The sequence below is a fragment of the Lysinibacillus xylanilyticus genome (assembly GCF_001183605.1).
Taxonomy (GTDB): Bacteria; Bacillota; Bacilli; order Bacillales_A; family Planococcaceae; genus Lysinibacillus; species Lysinibacillus xylanilyticus.
In genome coordinates this window covers 313,231-330,015 of the sequence record NZ_LFXJ01000008.1, presented here as the reverse complement: position 1 = coordinate 330,015, position 16,785 = coordinate 313,231, and the positions used below count along the sequence as shown (strand labels likewise).

Sequence of the window (16,785 nt, the reverse complement as noted above, 5' to 3'; positions counted from 1 at the left end):
TTTATTTTTAGCTTTTCGCAAAAAAATACAAAAATATTTATTTTTAAAATAATAAGTGATGCAGACTTTACACCAAGAAACCAGGAACACTGTGAGGCTTCCTGAAATGATGCGGCAACCGGTTTACAATTCTAAATCGTGTATATCCCGCAATAACTACTAAAAATTCCCATCAAAAAAAACTCTGCAAAATATATTGCAGAGTTAAAAGTATCCTTTTTCTTTCAAGCTAATGAACTGATGATCACCGATGATAAGATGATCTATTAAATCTATGCCTATTATATAACCCGCCTCTATAATTCGTCTCGTCACTTCAATATCCTCTTCACTGGGTGTTGGAACTCCACTAGATAGCAATAGGTAAGGCTTTGAAGTAATCTCTACCTTTTCCCCTGCTCCACACCGTGCATGCAACTTTCATCGCACACGGCATTCCATCGTTTGCCTACTATTTCATTTACCTCAATCTACTAAATCTAATTTCCATCCCTATTTTATTGCTTCATTCCCAATTAACAACCTTAGTTTGTTTACTTTCTCAATTTGTTCCTTATTTAATTTGAGAAATACAAGATATGTTTGGATAGTTTCTGTATTAGTGGCATGCATTAACCGATGAACATCTCTCGTAATTAGAATTAGATTAGCATACCTATCATCTTTCGTTTCACTCCATAATCTTTTATGATGGCAATCCATTTCAGTTAGAATTAATTCTTCCCCTGTTACTCCACATTTCCCATTTTGGGCCATAAACAGCGATATCCGATTATCATTAAATTCTATAGTTGCTCGTTCATGTACGACAGGATGTTCCCTAATCCATTGTACTTGCCACTTCGGAACAGACTTTTGTTCTCGATGAATTAGTTCCCGTCCTTCTTTGGTGAATTTATTGACTCCGTTTTTTGGCATTAATGCATTCGTTTTGATGAACCCAATAGGGATAAGAGGATATCCATTTATATATCTTGTCATATCAGATTTCAAATAAGTTTTCGCTCAAGGTCTATCACGCTCCAATCATGGCTCGTGACCTTTTTAGTCATACTAGAATCCTTGAAATGATTGAGTTGAAATAGTTTAAACGAAACGACTTGAGGCTATTGTTCCATTTCCATTACAGAAACTTCATTACTCCTGCCTCTACTCTCACTATCATAAAAGGAAGTTATAGATACATTCCTTTCCTTCCTAACACTTCATCGAGTGTGTACTCTTCATGTTGATAGCTTTCCACGTTCCCTTAACCCTATCAATACTTAACTTAGGTGCTAGCTCTTGCCTGGCGTCCTCTCCATCGCCTGTAACGATGCATGGAGCTTTCGAAACCACCATACTTATTCGTCCACGGAAACGCACTTGAATTTTCATCAAGTCTACTCATTTCTAAATAGTCACACTTACAGACATTTCGTTCGCTAGTTCGTCAGTGTTTTACCACATTCTCACCATATTAAGTTTTAACGACTCCCGACCTATCTGTTACACCAACTACCTCTAGTTAGCTTTCGATTACCAATTAGATTGGCACTACGGTAACATTCAGCCGACTTCACCGAGCTTCACACCTTATTCTTATACACATTCGAATAACGCATGTCGGAGTATTAGAGTAGGCGTTTCAAGGCGTTACCCTATCATTCCACCTATCGAGTGAAGAGTTCACGACTCTCTTACTTGTCAACTTGACGTTCGGACAGCATGCGCAACCTTTTCAGTTGCGAACGTGTCGCACGATGATTATGTGCACAAATAATAGAAGCAGCAGATCTTTTTACAGCCTCGCGGAAAATTTCCCGAGGATGGACGATCGAAGCATTTAAACTGCCTATAAAAATCGTCTGTCTGTGAATAATTTGATTTTTGACATTCAGAAAAAGAACTACGAAATGCTCCTGATTCAGTGAGGTCATATCAGGCATTAAATAGGCAGCGGCATCTTGAGGTGAACGAATTGTATATTTTTCATCGCTATGTTTCTGTGCGAGACGTCTCCCGAGTTCAATAGCCGCTAATAATTGAATGGCTTTAACCTCACCAATCCCTCTAATGGCAACCATTTCTTCTATAGTTGCATCTTTCAAATGATGTAAACGTTCAAAAACGCTTAGTACGCGATTTGCAAGTATAAGAACAGATTCTTCTTTAGTGCCTGTCCTTAGTAAAATAGCCAGCAGCTCCTGATTAGATAAACTCATAGCTCCTTGTCTACGTAGTCTTTCGCGTGGTCGATCCTCTATATTAACGTCACGTATCATCATCCTTGGTAAAACCTCATTTGTCAAAAAAGCCTCACTCCTTCGCAAATTGGATAATATTAAGTGCTACCAATTGCGTAAACAACGCTGCAAGTGGTAAGCCGACAACATTGTTATAATCTCCCTCAATTAGTTTTACTAGAAGGGTTCCAGCAGTTTGAATGCCATAACCGCCTGCTTTATCAAATGGATCTCCCGAATCTACATATGCTTCGATGAGTTCCTGAGATAAATGATGAAAGACAACATTTGTCTCTTCGACGAATGTAGTTTCATTACCATTCGGCTCAATAATTGCAACAGCTGTCATGACCGCATGACGTTTACCTGATAAGCGCAATAAGTGAGAAATTGCCTCCTCACGATTTTTAGGTTTATGGAGTAGCTCATCATCATAAACAACAATAGTATCTGCTCCAATAACCATGGCATTTGGAGCTTTTTTCGCCACATCACGTGTTTTTAATAGAGCTACATCTTTTACATAATCTTGCATTGTAGATGCCTGAACGCTTGTCTCTTCCACTTCACTAGTTATTATGTCGAATGGAAGTGATAGCATAGCAAGCAATTCTTTTCGTCGTGGTGAAGCTGAAGCAAGCACTAGCTTGTGATTTGTTTTAAACATTATCTGACCATTCCTCCTTATTAGTTATCATAACGGAGAAATTGGGATTTGAAAATTTTCTAAAAATCAAGATAATGCTAATTCCGCTATCTTTTGTGCTTAAAATTTCACTTGAAGACAAGCATTTTTCGATTTGTAATGGGCAAGAACTTGTAAGCGAACGATGCTGATATCAGTTGAAATAGAAGAGGCTGCCGCCCCAATAGATTGCCAATCAGCAGGCAACGTAGAATCCTTCGATTTATCCTTAAAATTTAATTTTGTTGCATTTTTGTCAGCCAGCACAGATGGAAGTTCTGCAATCGTTGCCTCCTTGCAACTGTCACCGCTTAAAGTAAATGCTTTTTTAAATGTTGCAGGATCTTTTAAAAAGACAAGCTGACTTTCATCTGTTACCACACTTGTCCAAATATAAAATTTTCCATCAATCTCAACAATAGCACTTTCTTTTAATGAAGGATGTTCAGATACAAACGAGCTTGCACTTTCATAATTCGAATAGACCCCTGCTTGACTTGCAAAAAACGTGGGTCCTTTCGTTGCCCCTCCAGCTGTCGGCATTGTTTCTCCGGTTGAATTACCATTATTACTTTTAGTGGCTACCTCAGTACTATCATTTTTTAAAGAAAATTTAGTACTTGCTTGAAGAATGCCTAAAAAAAGAGCTACACCAAAAAGTCCGACTATACCTCCAATAACCATCGCTCGAAATATTTGTTTTTTCATCACATGACTGACAATTTTCATTCGACCATCACCTCTTTCTTTAACGTATAAAAGTAAATTTAAACAAGACGATATTGTTACAATTTGATATATAAGTATATGTATAAAAGAATGTGTAAATGCGAATTTACTACATTTTGATTTAATAGTTATTTTCGAAGTTTTACTTCAAAATTAACTATTTTTGCAACGAAAGATTTTTCTATAAACAAAAAAAGAGGTGGATTCATTACTCTACTATGAAGAACATTATTGCTGAATGAAAAAAGGAGTTAATAGAAAGGAAATAGAAATAATATTTTTACTGGTAAATAATCGGCTCATCACCATAAAATTGTGGATGACATTTGTTAAAACGTATGCCATAGAAGAAAATGTCCACGTCTGAAGGTGGTGAGATAAATGCAGATGAAGCTCCTTTACCCTGCAGCGAAGCCAAGCAGTTCATCGGATACAGCGCTTAGTCGGAACGAAAATCAACCACTCGTTATGGTGATGAGCTAAATAAATCGTTATTGGAGGTAATGAGATGGAAAATCCAAAAATTATAGGACAAACAAAAACGGTTGGATTTCAAGTAGGTGTTAGAAGGACATTCCCAATTTCCCAAGAAGAAGCCTGGAACCTCGTTACTTCACAAGATGGTTTAAACTTATGGTTAGGGGAGAGTAAAAACATTATCCTTGAACCAGGGCAAAAATATATCACGAAATCAGGGTATGGTGAAATACGCGTTGTTAAACCTTTACAGCAACTTCGCTTGACTTGGCAAAAGATAGAATGGGAAAAGGCAGCAACAGTTCAAGTTCGTATTATTGAGTTCAAGTAATAAAACAACTATTAGTTTTCATCATGAAAAACTTTCCAATCAGAATGTAAGAGAAGAAATGAAGTTATATTTGGAAAAAGTGCTTGAGGAAATCAAAGTGAGAATACCCAAAAATTAATTTATATCCCTTAACTGATTTATTTAAAGTTTGATGGAGAAAATGTAGTTCCCCTTTCGAAATACGCTTTGGGTACAAAAAGTATTTGTAACTGCCGTTTCACTTACGTTACATAAAACACTTAGCTGAAAAAAGTTAAGAAAATCAGGACTCATTTAATAATGAGTACCTGATTCTTTACTGTAAAAATATTGTTCGCTCAACTAGATATTATATATTTTTCAATCTACTACGTACTTCCGTTAATAAATACAACGAACCCGATACAATCGTTCTCGATTTGTTTTCTGACTGTAGTTTTAATAATTGCACATAATCTTCTAAAACTACTTTATGAGAGGCGTTCGACAGCTCAAGCATGTTGTGAGCAGCCATCGCACGGGGATTATTGAAATCAACAAAATAAAAATAATCACTTACCTGCTCGAATTGCTGCAAAATCTCTGTTACAGCCTTATCAACAAGAATACCAATTACAAAAGTAATTTGCTCACCAGGAAACTCCTGCTTAATCGTTTCTATTAATTTTTCAGCACTCGCTGGATTATGCGCACCATCTAAAAAAATATAAGGCATAATTTCTTCAAAACGTCCTAAAATGGTTGCGTTTTTCACAGCTTTTTGAATAGCTTCTTTACTAAGTTGTAACTCTAGTGCTGTTGCCACTTCAAAAAAGGCTGTAATAGCTAATGCCATATTATTCCCCTGATGTGCTCCCTTCATTGTGCGAGTAAGCTTTGTTATATGGAAGCTGTTGTCGTTATGCATATAGCTCTCTCCATCATTCTCTTGTTCTATATAAAAATGATGATTTAGTTCAAGAACGGATGAATGTTTTTTTTGAGCTTCCTGATAGACTGTATTCTTCGCTTCTAACGGTAGATCTCCGATTATAACTGGACGATATGGCTTAATAATTCCTGCTTTATGATGGGCAATACTTTCAATCGTATTTCCTAAAAAATTCGTATGCTCTAATGCGATACTCGGTATGATTGACACAATTGGTGTAACCACATTTGTACTATCAAGTAAGCCCCCCATACCTGCTTCAATAAGGGCAATATCTACATCACTAGCAACAAAATGTAAAAATACTACAACCGTTAAAAGTTCGAAATCTGTTAGTTTCCCACTTAGCCCGGCAGCCTGCATTTGTTGGAATACATGATTCATTTCCGCTTCTGTAATAGCTTGACCCTCTACTTGAATTTGGTCATGCACATCCAAAATACAAGGAGACATAAATTTACCAACACGTAAACCATGTTCTTTAGCGATTGATTCTAGAAATGTAAGTGTCGAGCCTTTACCGTTAGTCCCTGCTAAATGCACGACCTGTAATTTATTTTCTGGATTACCTACTCGCGCCAATGCCTCTTCAATCGCAGTCAGACCAGGTTTTATAACATCATCACTTTGAACATTCCACTTTTCCTTGTAGCTATTCAATTTAGGAATCATCGTTGTTCCCCCTGTAGCCATTGTCGTATTTCAGCTATAAAATACAATGACCCTGTTATGACGATAACATCCTTATCATTTCTTTTATGTAGCATCGTTTGAACCATTTCACGCCAATTCGCATTATGCTCTTTATTCGTATTTGTAGATAATGCAGCTAATTGATCAGCAGGCATTGCATTCGGTAGCTCAATTTGTGTAAATGCAATTGATGTAGCAATACTATCCATTAAAGCAATACTTTTCGCATGATCTTTATCGGATAATGCCGCATATATAAATCGATAGTTTTGGTGTGGGTAGACCGTTTTTAGTGTTTGAATTAATGCAGCAGTTCCTTCCGAATTATGTGCTCCGTCTAATATAATATTATTAGGTAATTGTTCAAATCGACCTGCCCACTGAGCTTTTGCCAAAGCTTGACGGATTGATTCATCTGAAATATCAATGGCTCCATTCTCTCTTAACGTTAAGATCGCCGTGATCGCAAGGCTTGCATTATTTATTTGATGTACCCCGGCCATTTTTAACGGGACAGCTACCATCTCCGCATTTGCTTTTCGGTAATTAAAGTGTTGCGTATTAGTGCCTTGTTCAACGTTTCCAACCGTAAAATCTTTCCCTAAAACAAGGCATGGGGCATGACGCTCATTTGCTATCTCCTCGATAACAGTAAGTGCCTCCTCACTTTTAACACCCACTACAACAGGTACATTTTCTTTAATAATTCCCGCCTTCTCAAACGCTACCTTTGCTAATGTATCTCCTAAAAACGCAGTATGTTCTAATGAAATCGTTGTAATAATTGAAATTAGGGGCGTAATGACATTCGTAGCGTCTAAACGTCCACCAAGTCCCGTTTCTATCAGTGCAACATCCACTTCTTCATCCGCAAAATATTGGAACATAATAAGTGTCACAACTTCAAAGAAGCTTGGAAAGTCACCTTCATAATGTGTCTCAATAATCTCAGCAACTTTGTTCATATAGTATAAAAATTGTGCATCAGAAATCTGATTTCCATTAATAGTCATACGTTCATTAACAAGCTCTAAATGAGGCGAAGTAAAGGCGCCTACTTTAGAGCCAGCATGTTGTAACATTTCTCTTAGCGCATTTACTGTTGACCCTTTTCCATTTGAGCCTGCTAAATGGATAGCATGCAGCCTATCCTGCGGGTTATTAAGAAGTGCTAGTACCGCTCGCATCAATACGAGCGGTGCACGTTTATGATCAACTGCCTTTAATGTAAAAATAAAATCTGTACATTCTTTCATCGTTTTAAACAAAAGAAACACTCCCTCTTAACTACAATATCTCTATTTTAGTACATGTAGCGCCCAATACACATACATTTCGAAAAAAACTCTTGTACTTTGAATGAAAGCTAAAAAAACACACAGAGAAACACTTATAAAGTGAGAATCCGTATATTGTATATTAATTTCATACTATTGGAGTTGTTGTGCACCTGATAGCGCTCCCACATTATCTAATTACCGTATTTTACCTAATGCAACGCATATCTTTTGTTGCATATACAATCAATAAAAAAACAGCGGATGACTATATCGCCATCCGCTGTCTCAATCTTACATATTTTTTAGTTCTTCTAAACGTTTTAATACAACCGCATGTTTACTTTCGTAATCGGCTAATTTTTCACGCTCCGCATCAACTAATGCTTCCGGCGCTTTAGATACGAATTTCTCATTCGATAATTTACCAGTTACAAGCTTCACTTCTTTTGCCCATTTTTCTAATTCTTTTTCAAGACGAGCAATTTCTTCTTCTAGATTAATAAGTCCAACAAGCGGTAAGAATAGCTCAGCTCCAGTTACTACTGCTGTCATTGACTGACCAGGAGCCTCTAAGCCTTCTCCAATTGTTAGTGATTCTGGATTACAGAATTTTTCTAAGTACGCTTTATTGGCTTCAAGTACTGTAACCGTTGTAGTATCCTTCGCTGAAATATATAACGGCACTTTTTTGCTCATTGGTGTATTAACTTCCGCACGAATATTACGTACTGAACGTATAATATCCATTAGGAGCTTCATATTGTCTGCTTCCTCTGCAAAATGAAGATCCGCACGTACAGTTGGCCATGCTGCCACTGTGATTGATTCACCTTCATGAGGTAAGTGCTGCCAGATTTCTTCCGTAATGAATGGCATGAATGGATGTAATAGACGCATAGTTTGATCTAAAACATAAGCTAAAATAGAACGAGTTGTTTTCTTAGCTACTTCGTCATCACCGTATAACGGTAATTTCGCCATTTCAATATACCAAGAACAGAAATCATCCCAAATGAAGTTATAAAGCTCGCGGCCAACCTCACCAAATTCGTAGCGCTCTGCAAGAGATGTTACACGTTCAATTGTTTCATTTAAGCGAGTAAGAATCCATTTATCGGCAACTGATTTTTCACCAGTTAAGTCGATTTCATCATATGTCATACCTTCCATGTTCATTAAAGCAAAACGAGAGGCATTCCAAATTTTATTAGAAAAGTTCCAAACTGCTTCTACTTTTTCAGTTGTATAGCGTAAATCTTGACCAGGTGATGATCCAGTAGCTAAGAAGTAACGTAATGAATCGGCACCATATTGATCAATAACGTCCATAGGGTCTACACCATTGCCAAGTGATTTACTCATCTTACGTCCTTCACCATCACGTACTAAACCGTGAATTAATACATCTTTGAATGGGCGCTGACCTGTAAATTCAAGACCTTGGAAAATCATTCGAGAAACCCAGAAGAAAATAATATCATAACCAGTTACAAGTGTGCTTGTTGGATAGTAACGTTTATATTCTTCATTTGTCTCATCTGGCCAACCCATTGTAGAAAATGGCCATAGTGCTGACGAGAACCATGTATCTAATACGTCTTCATCTTGTGTCCAATTTTCTGCATCTGCTGGTGCTTCTTTTCCTACGTAAATTTCACCTGTTTCATTGTGATACCAAGCTGGGATTTGATGGCCCCACCATAACTGACGAGAGATACACCAGTCACGAATGTTTTCCATCCAGCGAGAATATGTGTTTTCAAAACGAGATGGTACGAAGTTTACTTGGCCTTCTTCATCTTTTTGAAGAGCAAGTGAAGCATCAGCAAGTGGTTGCATTTTTACGAACCATTGTGCTGAAAGATATGGCTCTACAACTGCACCAGAACGTTCAGAGTGACCCACTGAGTGTGTATGCTCTTCAATACGGATAAGCACGCCCGCTTCCTGTAAATCTGCTACGATTTGCTTACGGCATTCAAAGCGATCCATACCGTTATACTTGCCTGCAAGCTCGTTCATTGTACCATCTTCATGCATTACTAGAATGCGTTCTAGATTGTGGCGGTTACCAACCTCAAAGTCATTAGGATCGTGTGCTGGTGTCATTTTAACAACCCCAGTACCAAATTCCATATCTACGTAGTCATCTGCTACGATCGGAATTTCACGACCTACGATTGGTAAAATAACTGTTTTACCAATTAAGTCTTGATAACGCTCATCTTTCGGGTGCACGGCTACCCCAGAGTCACCTAGCATTGTTTCAGGACGTGTAGTTGCTACTTCTATATATCCTGAGCCATCAGCTAATGGGTATTTCATATGATAGAACGCACCTTGAACATCTTTATAGATAACTTCAATATCCGATAATGCTGTTTTTGCAGCAGGGTCCCAGTTAATAATGCGTTCGCCACGATAGATTAAGCCTTTTTCATATAATTGAACGAAAACAGTTTTAACTGCATCGGAAAGACCTTGATCAAGTGTGAAACGCTCACGAGAATAATCTAATGCAAGACCAAGTTTCGCCCATTGATCGCGAATATGCCCAGCATACTCTTCTTTCCATTCCCATGTTTTTTCGAGGAATTTTTCACGACCTAAATCATAACGTGTAATATTATCTTCTCGTAGTTTGGCCTCTACTTTTGCCTGTGTTGCAATACCTGCATGGTCCATTCCTGGTAACCAAAGTGCATCATAACCTTGCATGCGCTTCATACGAATTAAAATATCTTGTAATGTTGTATCCCATGCATGACCAAGATGCAATTTACCTGTTACATTCGGTGGTGGAATAACGATAGAATAAGGCTCCTTTTCACTTGTAGGCTGCGCCTCAAAAAATTTCCCTTGTAACCACCATTCATAACGACCCGCTTCAATGGACTGCGGATCATATTTTGTAGGCATTGAAATGTTTTCTGTCATTTTGACTCCTCCTGTTGACTTATTAATTTTACCGGTGTGAGATTGTACCAATCATTCTGTTTTTATGTCTCAGGTAGAGGCACATGTAGCAGAAGATTAATGAAAATAAAAAAAACTCCAAACGTCTAAAAGGACGAAGGAGTTTAAGTTCGCGGTACCACCTTTAATTCCAGCAGAGGCGAGTTAAGCTGTCACACATTTCATCAGAAAAAATGTACATCTTGCTTAAGCCTTTCACTACTGGCTCTCAATTCGGTAACGGTGTTTAACCGGCTTTAACTACTGTTAGTTCACTAAAGCTGCTCGAGGGCTACATTCAATTAGGTACATATAGAAACTTCTCAGCTACCGTTTCCTCTCTTAAAATGTACTTATAATTTACTCTTCCCTGTCATAGCATCTATATTCGACTTTTTCACATTGTACCGCAAAATCATGGAATTTTTCAAGTGATTTAGTCATTTTTTAGGAAGCACTACTAGAAAAGGAAGTGAAAATTCAAATGCGTCGACGTAAGTATAATCCTTGGCATTTACCACCATGGCTACGACAATTTCGTTTTTATTTCAAAACGATAATTGTACCAATTTGTGTTTTTCAGTTTGTACGTGTCATCATCATTCCAACATCTGGAGATTTCATTATTTTATTGCTCCTGCTACTTTTATGCTATTTACTTTTGAATGAAGTCATTTGAAACACGAACCTTTAGCGGTGTATAGTCTTCCGTTAAATCCCAGATCATAGATGGAGCTTCTCCCCAAGAGCTGGATTCACGGACTACAATATGACTCGAGGATTCCCTCAACATTGTTTTTTGCTCAGCTTGTGCAAGCTTTTCTTTTTTGTCTGAAGCTACTATTGCTTCAGACTTTTCCTTTTGTGCTGCAAATGTTACAATCTTTGATTTTTCCTCTTGTATTGATGTTGTTACAACTGCGGATTTTTCTTCTCGTGTTGAATCTACTACTTCTGTAGACTTTTCATATTGTTCCGAAGCTGCAGTTACTACTGCTGCAGGTTGTTTTACCTGCGACGTTTCTTTAAAAGCCGCTTTCTCTATATGAGCTGAAGCATTGACAGTGACTGGCTGTGTTTCTAAAATATGCGCTTTTTCGAATGCTGGCTCTGACTCATTAAAAATACTTGTAACTGTCCATTCGAGCTGACACATCTGATTAGTCAATATAGGTCGAATATCCTTTACCATTAAATCTTCAATAGCTGCATCCTTTGGTAAATCCACATTTAAAGGAACTGCATACTCAAAATAACCAGTATCCCCTTGAATATCTAACGCATCAATTTGTACTAATTCTTCATCATCCATGAAAGCTTGCATGTCTTGAAAATCAAAGCGAACATGTGCTGTGATATGATAAATACCATTTAATCGTAAAGAATCTTCTAACTGCATTGTCTGCCACCGTGGCTTGATTTGTACAGCTGCTATTTCTGTTGGGCAGCCATAACCAGGAAAACAAAAAGTTTCACTCATATTCCAAGTTTTCTGTTCGATAATAATCCCTCCCCTTGCATCATATGAATCTCCGAAGGTGAGTATGCTATAGGATGAATAATCAATTTCGTCTTGGCGTAATAATGTAGCTGTCGTTTTGCTTTCAAGCAGAAAAACAATGCGTTCGGATTTGAGTTGCACTAAGGAAGGTGACTTATGGAACGCCCCAGAAAAGAGCCAGACCGGTACAGATAATTACTGATGATGAGCCTAAAAAAGGCATACTAGAAAATTTCTAGCATGCCTTTTTACTATTTGTATCAATTATGCCTCGGCATAATTGCGTCTGGAATCAGCTTTGTTGCACAAAGCCGATTCCGTGACATCCGCCGGAGGCGTTATTATACATTCACCAATTTAATTTTATTTGCTACACGATCTGTTAACATTTGTGTTGCTTTTGGTATGATCGGTTTAAAGATTGGATTTAAAACAGGACCAGCTAATCCTCCTGCTACTACTTCCAAGAAGCCTGTCATTTTTGTATTTTCTGCATCAATACTTTCTGCTAGGAAATAACCGTTTCCTGAAAAATTATCAGAAAGTCCTTTTAATTCGAATGTTACTTTTGTAGGCGCTGCCCATTCTAAAATAGTAATCTCTACTTGTACTGTCTTTTTTAGAACACCAACATTACCTTTAAACGTCCAATTTGAATGTTTTTCATCAATCATTTCATGTGCATTATAACCTGGGACAAGCTTTGCCCATTTTTCCATATCACTGACGAAATCCCATACATTTTCAATTCCTACGGGTACTTCGACCATATGTGTGCCAGTTGCCATATAAATTCACTACTTTCTTTTACGAATAGCTATATTATATACGATTTCGCCCACAATTTGGCTATGCTGAAAGTTATAATTTTAATAATTTTTTTCAAGTAATATCGATTTTTTTGATCCAATAAACTTTTAACGAGTAAAAATAAAAACCATTGCAGACAAAGACATATTGTATAACTTTATCAACAAAAAAATAACATGCCAGAAAATACTTCTAGCATGCTATTTTGTAACAACTTTTTATCTTGCTAATTGTGCAAATACTTTATGGAAGGCATCAACCGTTTTTGCGATATGCTCCTCCGTATGTGCCGTAGAAATAAATAAACCTTCAAATTGAGATGGCGGTAAGAAGATACCTTCCTCTGCCATTAGACGGAAGTATTCAGCGAATAATTGTAAATCAGACGTTTTTGCTGAAGCAAAATCAATAACATCTTCATTCGTAAAGAAGAAACCTATCATTGAACCAGCACGATTTACAGTATGTGGAATATTGTATTTAGTTGCTGCTTCACGGAATCCGGCCTCTAATTGATCTCCTAGCTTTTTGAAGTATTCATAAGAGCTATTATCAAGGCGAGATAATGTTTCATAGCCTGCTGTCATTGCTAATGGATTCCCTGACAATGTTCCAGCTTGATAGATTGGACCAGCTGGTGCTACTTGCTCCATAATTTCTTTTTTCCCTGCAAATGCACCGACAGGAAGTCCACCGCCAATTACTTTTCCTAATGTTGTTAAATCTGGTGTTACATCAAAATAACCTTGTGCACAGCCATAGTCAACACGGAAGCCTGTCATAACTTCATCAAAAATCAACAATGTTCCATGTTCCGTTGTTAATTCACGTAAGCCTTCTAGGAAGCCTGGTAGCGGAGGTACAACGCCCATATTTCCTGCGACTGGCTCAACAATTACTGCTGCAAGCTCTGAACCAAACTTTTCGAAAACTAGTTTTGCCCCTTCTAAATCATTGTACGCTACTGTTAAAGTATTACGTGCAATATCCGCTGGGACACCTGGGCTGTCAGGTAAGCCTAATGTAGCTACCCCTGAGCCTGCTTTAATAAGTAAGGAATCTCCGTGACCATGATAAGAACCCTCAAATTTTAAAATTTTATCGCGTCCTGTAACGCCACGAGCTACACGTAAAGCAGACATTGTAGCTTCTGTCCCAGAAGACACGAAGCGAATCATTTCCATACCAGGTAGTCGATCTAACACTAATTTAGCTAATCGATTTTCTGTATAGCTCGGTGCTCCAAACGAAGAGCCTTTCGCTGCTGTTTCTGCAATCGCTTGTACAACTTCAGGATGTGTATGTCCTAAAATAAGAGGTCCCCATGATAATACATAATCAATATATTCATTGCCATCAATGTCTTTAATAATAGCACCGTGACCAGATTCCATGAAGATTGGATCCATATTTACGGATTTGAATGCACGTACTGGGCTACTAACACCACCTGGCATTAAGTTAATTGCTTCAGCATAAGCTTGTTTTGATTTTTCGTAAGAACGCGTCATTTATTTCTCCTCCAACCAACGTACAACATCTTTAGCATGATACGTAATGATTAAATCTGAGCCTGCACGTTTCATGCTAAGTAACGTTTCAAGCACTACTTTTTTCTCTTCAATCCAGCCATTAATAGCCGCTGCTTTAATCATTGCATATTCACCAGAAACGTTATATGCAACAATCGGTAATGTATAGTTATTTTTAACATCACGAATAATATCTAAATAACTTAGAGCTGGCTTAACGATTAAGAAATCTGCACCTTCTGCAATATCAGACTCTGCTTCACGGAATGCCTCCATACGATTCGATGGATCCATTTGGTATGATTTACGATCACCAAATTGAGGCGCACCATCAGCTGCTTCTCGGAATGGACCATAGTAGCTAGATGCATATTTTACGGCATATGACATAATCGGAATATTTTCAAAGCCAGCTTCATCTAGACCTGCACGAATCGCAGCCACAAAACCATCCATCATATTGGAAGGAGCGATGATATCCGCACCAGCTTTTGCTTGTGATACTGCTGTACGTGCTAAAACATCTAATGAAGAATCATTTAGAATTTGATCACCTTCAATTAAGCCACAATGACCATGATCTGTAAATTCACATAAGCATGTATCTGCAATAACTAAAAGCTCTGGGTAACGAGCTTTAATAAGTCGTGTTGCTTCTTGCACAATACCATGATCATGGAATGCACCTGTTCCGACTGCATCTTTTTCTGCAGGTAAGCCAAATAAAATAACCGCAGGAATACCTAAAGCAACAACTTCATCAATCTCAGCTTCAAGTTTATCTAATGAAAATTGAAAAACTCCCGGCATAGAAGATACTTCATTTTTAATATTTTCGCCTTCAATAACGAAAATTGGATAAATTAAGTCTTCTTTGTGTAAGTATGTTTCTTTTACCATAGATCGTATTGCAGCATTAGCACGCAAACGACGATGTCTTTGAAATTGTAATTTTGTCATTTTCTTTCTCCTACTTTCGTTATTTCCTCGATGACTGCTTGCATTGTATATACGCTCGGCATAACATCCACAATAGCACCGTGATCCAAAATAGCTGCTTCTGTAATATGACCGATTACTGCTACACGTACTGCCTCCCAACCAATTACCGAGGCTACTTCCTTGGCGTAGACATCAACAGCGGAAGGGCTAGCAAAAATCACTGTGACATCGCTATTCGCACGGATACATTCAAATATTAATTGTTTTTGGTCATGTCGCTCAATCGTTTCATAAACTGTCCATTCCTTTAATTTAAAGGGCAGCCCTTCCTTTAATGTCTTTTTCGCTTTTTCTCCACGAATAAATAGACACGTAGGATTGCTACCTGCTACACTAGGAAATTCTTGAACAAATACATCTGCACTAAATATAGAAGGCATAAAGCTCACATGGAATCCTAGCTGTTCTAGGGCTGTAGTAGTTTTAGTACCAATAGAAGCAATTTTCCCTGGAAAATACGCTGCATTTACATTAAATCGGCGCATCTTGCTAGCAAAAGCTTCTACAGCATTTTGACTCGTAAAAATGAGCCATTCAAATTGACGCGCAGACTCTAATTGCACATCGTCGTTTCTATTGATCAGCTCGCTAGTTTCAATCAATGGGACAATTACTGCTTGACCACCTAAAGCTGTAATGTCATCTATTACTGTTGTCGTCTTAGATGTACCTGTCAAAATAATAGTTTTACCTTCTAAAGGTAAATTACTTTGCATCTTGCTCTGCCTTTACTCGTTGAATTAATTCAAAGGCACCTTGCTTCGTTAAAATCTCAGCAAGCTCTTTTCCAACTGCTTCTGCATCAGTACCTACAACAGTTTCCTTATAAACAACTGAAGCGTCTGGTGCAGCAACAAGGCCAGTTAATGTAATTTCTTCCCCATTAGACTTTGCGTATCCTGCGATAGGTACTTGACAGCCACCATCCATAGCCGCTAGGAAAGCACGTTCTGCATGTGCTTCTTGCCAAGTAATGTTATCTGTTAACTTGCCTAATTCCGTTAATAGCTCCGTATCGTCTCCACGGCATTCAATACCTAGAGAGCCCTGTGCTACTGCTGGTAGACAATCCTCTACAGGTAAAAACTCAGTAACTACTTCATCGCTCCAGCCAAGGCGTTTAAGTCCAGCTGCCGCTAAAATAATAGCATCGTATTCATCAGTTTCAAGTTTAGCTAAGCGTGTATCTACATTTCCTCGAATCCATTTAATTTCTATATCTGGACGGACTGTTAAAAGTTGAGCACTGCGACGAAGAGAACTTGTCCCAACTACAGCTCCTGCTGGAAGATCGGCAAATTTCACATGTCCTTTTGAAATAAATGCATCACGTGCATCTTCACGTGGTGGGATACAGCCAATTACTAATCCTTCAGGCAATACTGCAGGCATATCCTTCATAGAATGAACTGCAAAGTCAATTTCTTTGTCGTAAAGTGCTTGTTCAATCTCTTTTACGAAAAGCCCTTTACCACCGACCTTAGATAGCTGCACATCTAAAATTTGATCACCTTTCGTGACAATTTCTTTCACTTCAAATTCAAATGGTACACCAGCAGCTTTTAACTCATTGATAAACCAATTTGTTTGTGTTAAAGCTAGCTTACTTCTTCTAGAACCTACAATAATTTTTCTCAACAGTCTTCAACCTCTCT

General features: G+C 37.9%; 15 protein-coding genes, 1 pseudogene and 1 other annotated feature. Of the genes and pseudogenes, 2 read left to right on the top strand and 14 right to left on the bottom strand.

Translation table 11 applies throughout. From position 1 onward, the window contains the following. Positions 1 to 204 precede the first annotated feature (204 nt). From ACZ11_RS25320 to ACZ11_RS16660, 5 genes and pseudogenes are all read right to left on the bottom strand, one after another. Positions 205 to 351, bottom strand: a pseudogene (locus ACZ11_RS25320) (JAB domain-containing protein); the annotation flags it as partial. Positions 352 to 492: 141 nt separating this feature from the next. After that, positions 493 to 981 (bottom strand): HNH endonuclease signature motif containing protein, encoded by a 489-nt coding sequence (locus ACZ11_RS16680; RefSeq protein WP_236690891.1) that lies wholly within the window; start codon positions 979 to 981, stop codon positions 493 to 495. Between the two features lie 698 nt (positions 982 to 1,679). After that, a complete protein-coding gene (radC, locus tag ACZ11_RS16670; protein ID WP_403089527.1) occupies positions 1,680 to 2,264 on the bottom strand; it encodes a RadC family protein in 585 nt (194 codons plus the stop codon). Between the two features lie 34 nt (positions 2,265 to 2,298). Beyond that, positions 2,299 to 2,892 carry a Maf family protein gene (locus tag ACZ11_RS16665; RefSeq protein ID WP_049667652.1) on the bottom strand — a complete coding sequence of 198 codons (594 nt, stop codon included), beginning with the start codon at positions 2,890 to 2,892 and terminating at the stop codon, positions 2,299 to 2,301. Between the two features lie 99 nt (positions 2,893 to 2,991). After that, entirely contained in the window at positions 2,992 to 3,639 is a 648-nt protein-coding gene (locus tag ACZ11_RS16660) for a hypothetical protein (RefSeq protein WP_049667651.1), read from the bottom strand. Positions 3,640 to 4,147: 508 nt separating this feature from the next. Between ACZ11_RS16660 and ACZ11_RS16655 the strand changes: the two genes are divergently transcribed. After that, positions 4,148 to 4,447, top strand: coding sequence for an SRPBCC family protein (locus ACZ11_RS16655; RefSeq protein ID WP_338048319.1), 300 nt, complete (start codon positions 4,148 to 4,150; stop codon positions 4,445 to 4,447). A 328-nt stretch (positions 4,448 to 4,775) separates the two neighbouring features. Here the strand turns inward: ACZ11_RS16655 and ACZ11_RS16650 are convergent, their stop codons facing one another. The 3 genes from ACZ11_RS16650 to ACZ11_RS16640 form a co-directional block, all read right to left on the bottom strand. Beyond that, positions 4,776 to 6,029 carry a bifunctional folylpolyglutamate synthase/dihydrofolate synthase gene (locus tag ACZ11_RS16650; RefSeq protein WP_049667650.1) on the bottom strand — a complete coding sequence of 418 codons (1,254 nt, stop codon included), beginning with the start codon at positions 6,027 to 6,029 and terminating at the stop codon, positions 4,776 to 4,778. Further along, positions 6,026 to 7,318: a bifunctional folylpolyglutamate synthase/dihydrofolate synthase gene (locus tag ACZ11_RS16645; RefSeq protein WP_049667649.1), complete on the bottom strand. Its 1,293-nt coding sequence runs from the start codon at positions 7,316 to 7,318 to the stop codon at positions 6,026 to 6,028. Before ACZ11_RS16645 ends, ACZ11_RS16650 begins: the two co-directional genes overlap by 4 nt. A 303-nt stretch (positions 7,319 to 7,621) precedes the next feature. After that, a complete protein-coding gene (locus tag ACZ11_RS16640; protein WP_049667648.1) occupies positions 7,622 to 10,267 on the bottom strand; it encodes a valine--tRNA ligase in 2,646 nt (881 codons plus the stop codon). A gap of 126 nt (positions 10,268 to 10,393) precedes the next feature. Continuing rightward, positions 10,394 to 10,671, bottom strand: a binding site (T-box leader). Between the two features lie 98 nt (positions 10,672 to 10,769). Between ACZ11_RS16640 and ACZ11_RS16635 the strand changes: the two genes are divergently transcribed. After that, positions 10,770 to 10,964 (top strand): hypothetical protein, encoded by a 195-nt coding sequence (locus ACZ11_RS16635; RefSeq protein ID WP_049667647.1) that lies wholly within the window; start codon positions 10,770 to 10,772, stop codon positions 10,962 to 10,964. On the opposite strand, the gene ACZ11_RS27075 is transcribed toward ACZ11_RS16635, so the two are convergent. From ACZ11_RS27075 to hemC, 6 genes are all read right to left on the bottom strand, one after another. Then, on the bottom strand, positions 10,941 to 11,927 hold the full coding sequence (locus ACZ11_RS27075; protein WP_082172831.1) for a valyl-tRNA synthetase: 987 nt from the start codon (positions 11,925 to 11,927) through the stop codon (positions 10,941 to 10,943). The two genes, ACZ11_RS16635 and ACZ11_RS27075, sit on opposite strands and share 24 nt — an antisense overlap. Before the next feature lie 200 nt (positions 11,928 to 12,127). Beyond that, positions 12,128 to 12,574 (bottom strand): CoxG family protein, encoded by a 447-nt coding sequence (locus ACZ11_RS16625; protein ID WP_049667646.1) that lies wholly within the window; start codon positions 12,572 to 12,574, stop codon positions 12,128 to 12,130. Between the two features lie 240 nt (positions 12,575 to 12,814). Beyond that, positions 12,815 to 14,107 (bottom strand): glutamate-1-semialdehyde 2,1-aminomutase, encoded by a 1,293-nt coding sequence (gene hemL / locus ACZ11_RS16620; RefSeq protein ID WP_049667645.1) that lies wholly within the window; start codon positions 14,105 to 14,107, stop codon positions 12,815 to 12,817. Further along, entirely contained in the window at positions 14,108 to 15,088 is a 981-nt protein-coding gene (gene hemB, locus ACZ11_RS16615; RefSeq protein ID WP_049667644.1) for a porphobilinogen synthase, read from the bottom strand. Continuing rightward, complete coding sequence (locus ACZ11_RS16610; RefSeq protein ID WP_049667643.1) at positions 15,085 to 15,846, bottom strand: uroporphyrinogen-III synthase; 762 nt, start codon at positions 15,844 to 15,846, stop codon at positions 15,085 to 15,087. Before ACZ11_RS16610 ends, hemB begins: the two co-directional genes overlap by 4 nt. Further along, complete coding sequence (gene hemC / locus ACZ11_RS16605; RefSeq protein WP_049667642.1) at positions 15,836 to 16,768, bottom strand: hydroxymethylbilane synthase; 933 nt, start codon at positions 16,766 to 16,768, stop codon at positions 15,836 to 15,838. Before hemC ends, ACZ11_RS16610 begins: the two co-directional genes overlap by 11 nt. Positions 16,769 to 16,785 lie beyond the last annotated feature (17 nt).

Excerpts from the sequence above, each read along its gene's own strand:
- ACZ11_RS16680 (WP_236690891.1), bottom strand. The coding sequence starts at position 981 with ATGACAAGATATATAAATGGATATCCTCTTATCCCTATTGGGTTCATC.
- radC (WP_403089527.1), bottom strand. The coding sequence starts at position 2,264 with ATGATACGTGACGTTAATATAGAGGATCGACCACGCGAAAGACTACGT.
- ACZ11_RS16665 (WP_049667652.1), bottom strand. The coding sequence starts at position 2,892 with ATGTTTAAAACAAATCACAAGCTAGTGCTTGCTTCAGCTTCACCACGA.
- ACZ11_RS16660 (WP_049667651.1), bottom strand. The coding sequence starts at position 3,639 with ATGAAAATTGTCAGTCATGTGATGAAAAAACAAATATTTCGAGCGATG.
- ACZ11_RS16655 (WP_338048319.1), top strand. The coding sequence starts at position 4,148 with ATGGAAAATCCAAAAATTATAGGACAAACAAAAACGGTTGGATTTCAA.
- ACZ11_RS16650 (WP_049667650.1), bottom strand. The coding sequence starts at position 6,029 with ATGATTCCTAAATTGAATAGCTACAAGGAAAAGTGGAATGTTCAAAGT.
- ACZ11_RS16640 (WP_049667648.1), bottom strand. The coding sequence starts at position 10,267 with ATGACAGAAAACATTTCAATGCCTACAAAATATGATCCGCAGTCCATT.
- ACZ11_RS16635 (WP_049667647.1), top strand. The coding sequence starts at position 10,770 with ATGCGTCGACGTAAGTATAATCCTTGGCATTTACCACCATGGCTACGA.
- ACZ11_RS16625 (WP_049667646.1), bottom strand. The coding sequence starts at position 12,574 with ATGGCAACTGGCACACATATGGTCGAAGTACCCGTAGGAATTGAAAAT.
- hemL (WP_049667645.1), bottom strand. The coding sequence starts at position 14,107 with ATGACGCGTTCTTACGAAAAATCAAAACAAGCTTATGCTGAAGCAATT.
- hemB (WP_049667644.1), bottom strand. The coding sequence starts at position 15,088 with ATGACAAAATTACAATTTCAAAGACATCGTCGTTTGCGTGCTAATGCT.
- ACZ11_RS16610 (WP_049667643.1), bottom strand. The coding sequence starts at position 15,846 with ATGCAAAGTAATTTACCTTTAGAAGGTAAAACTATTATTTTGACAGGT.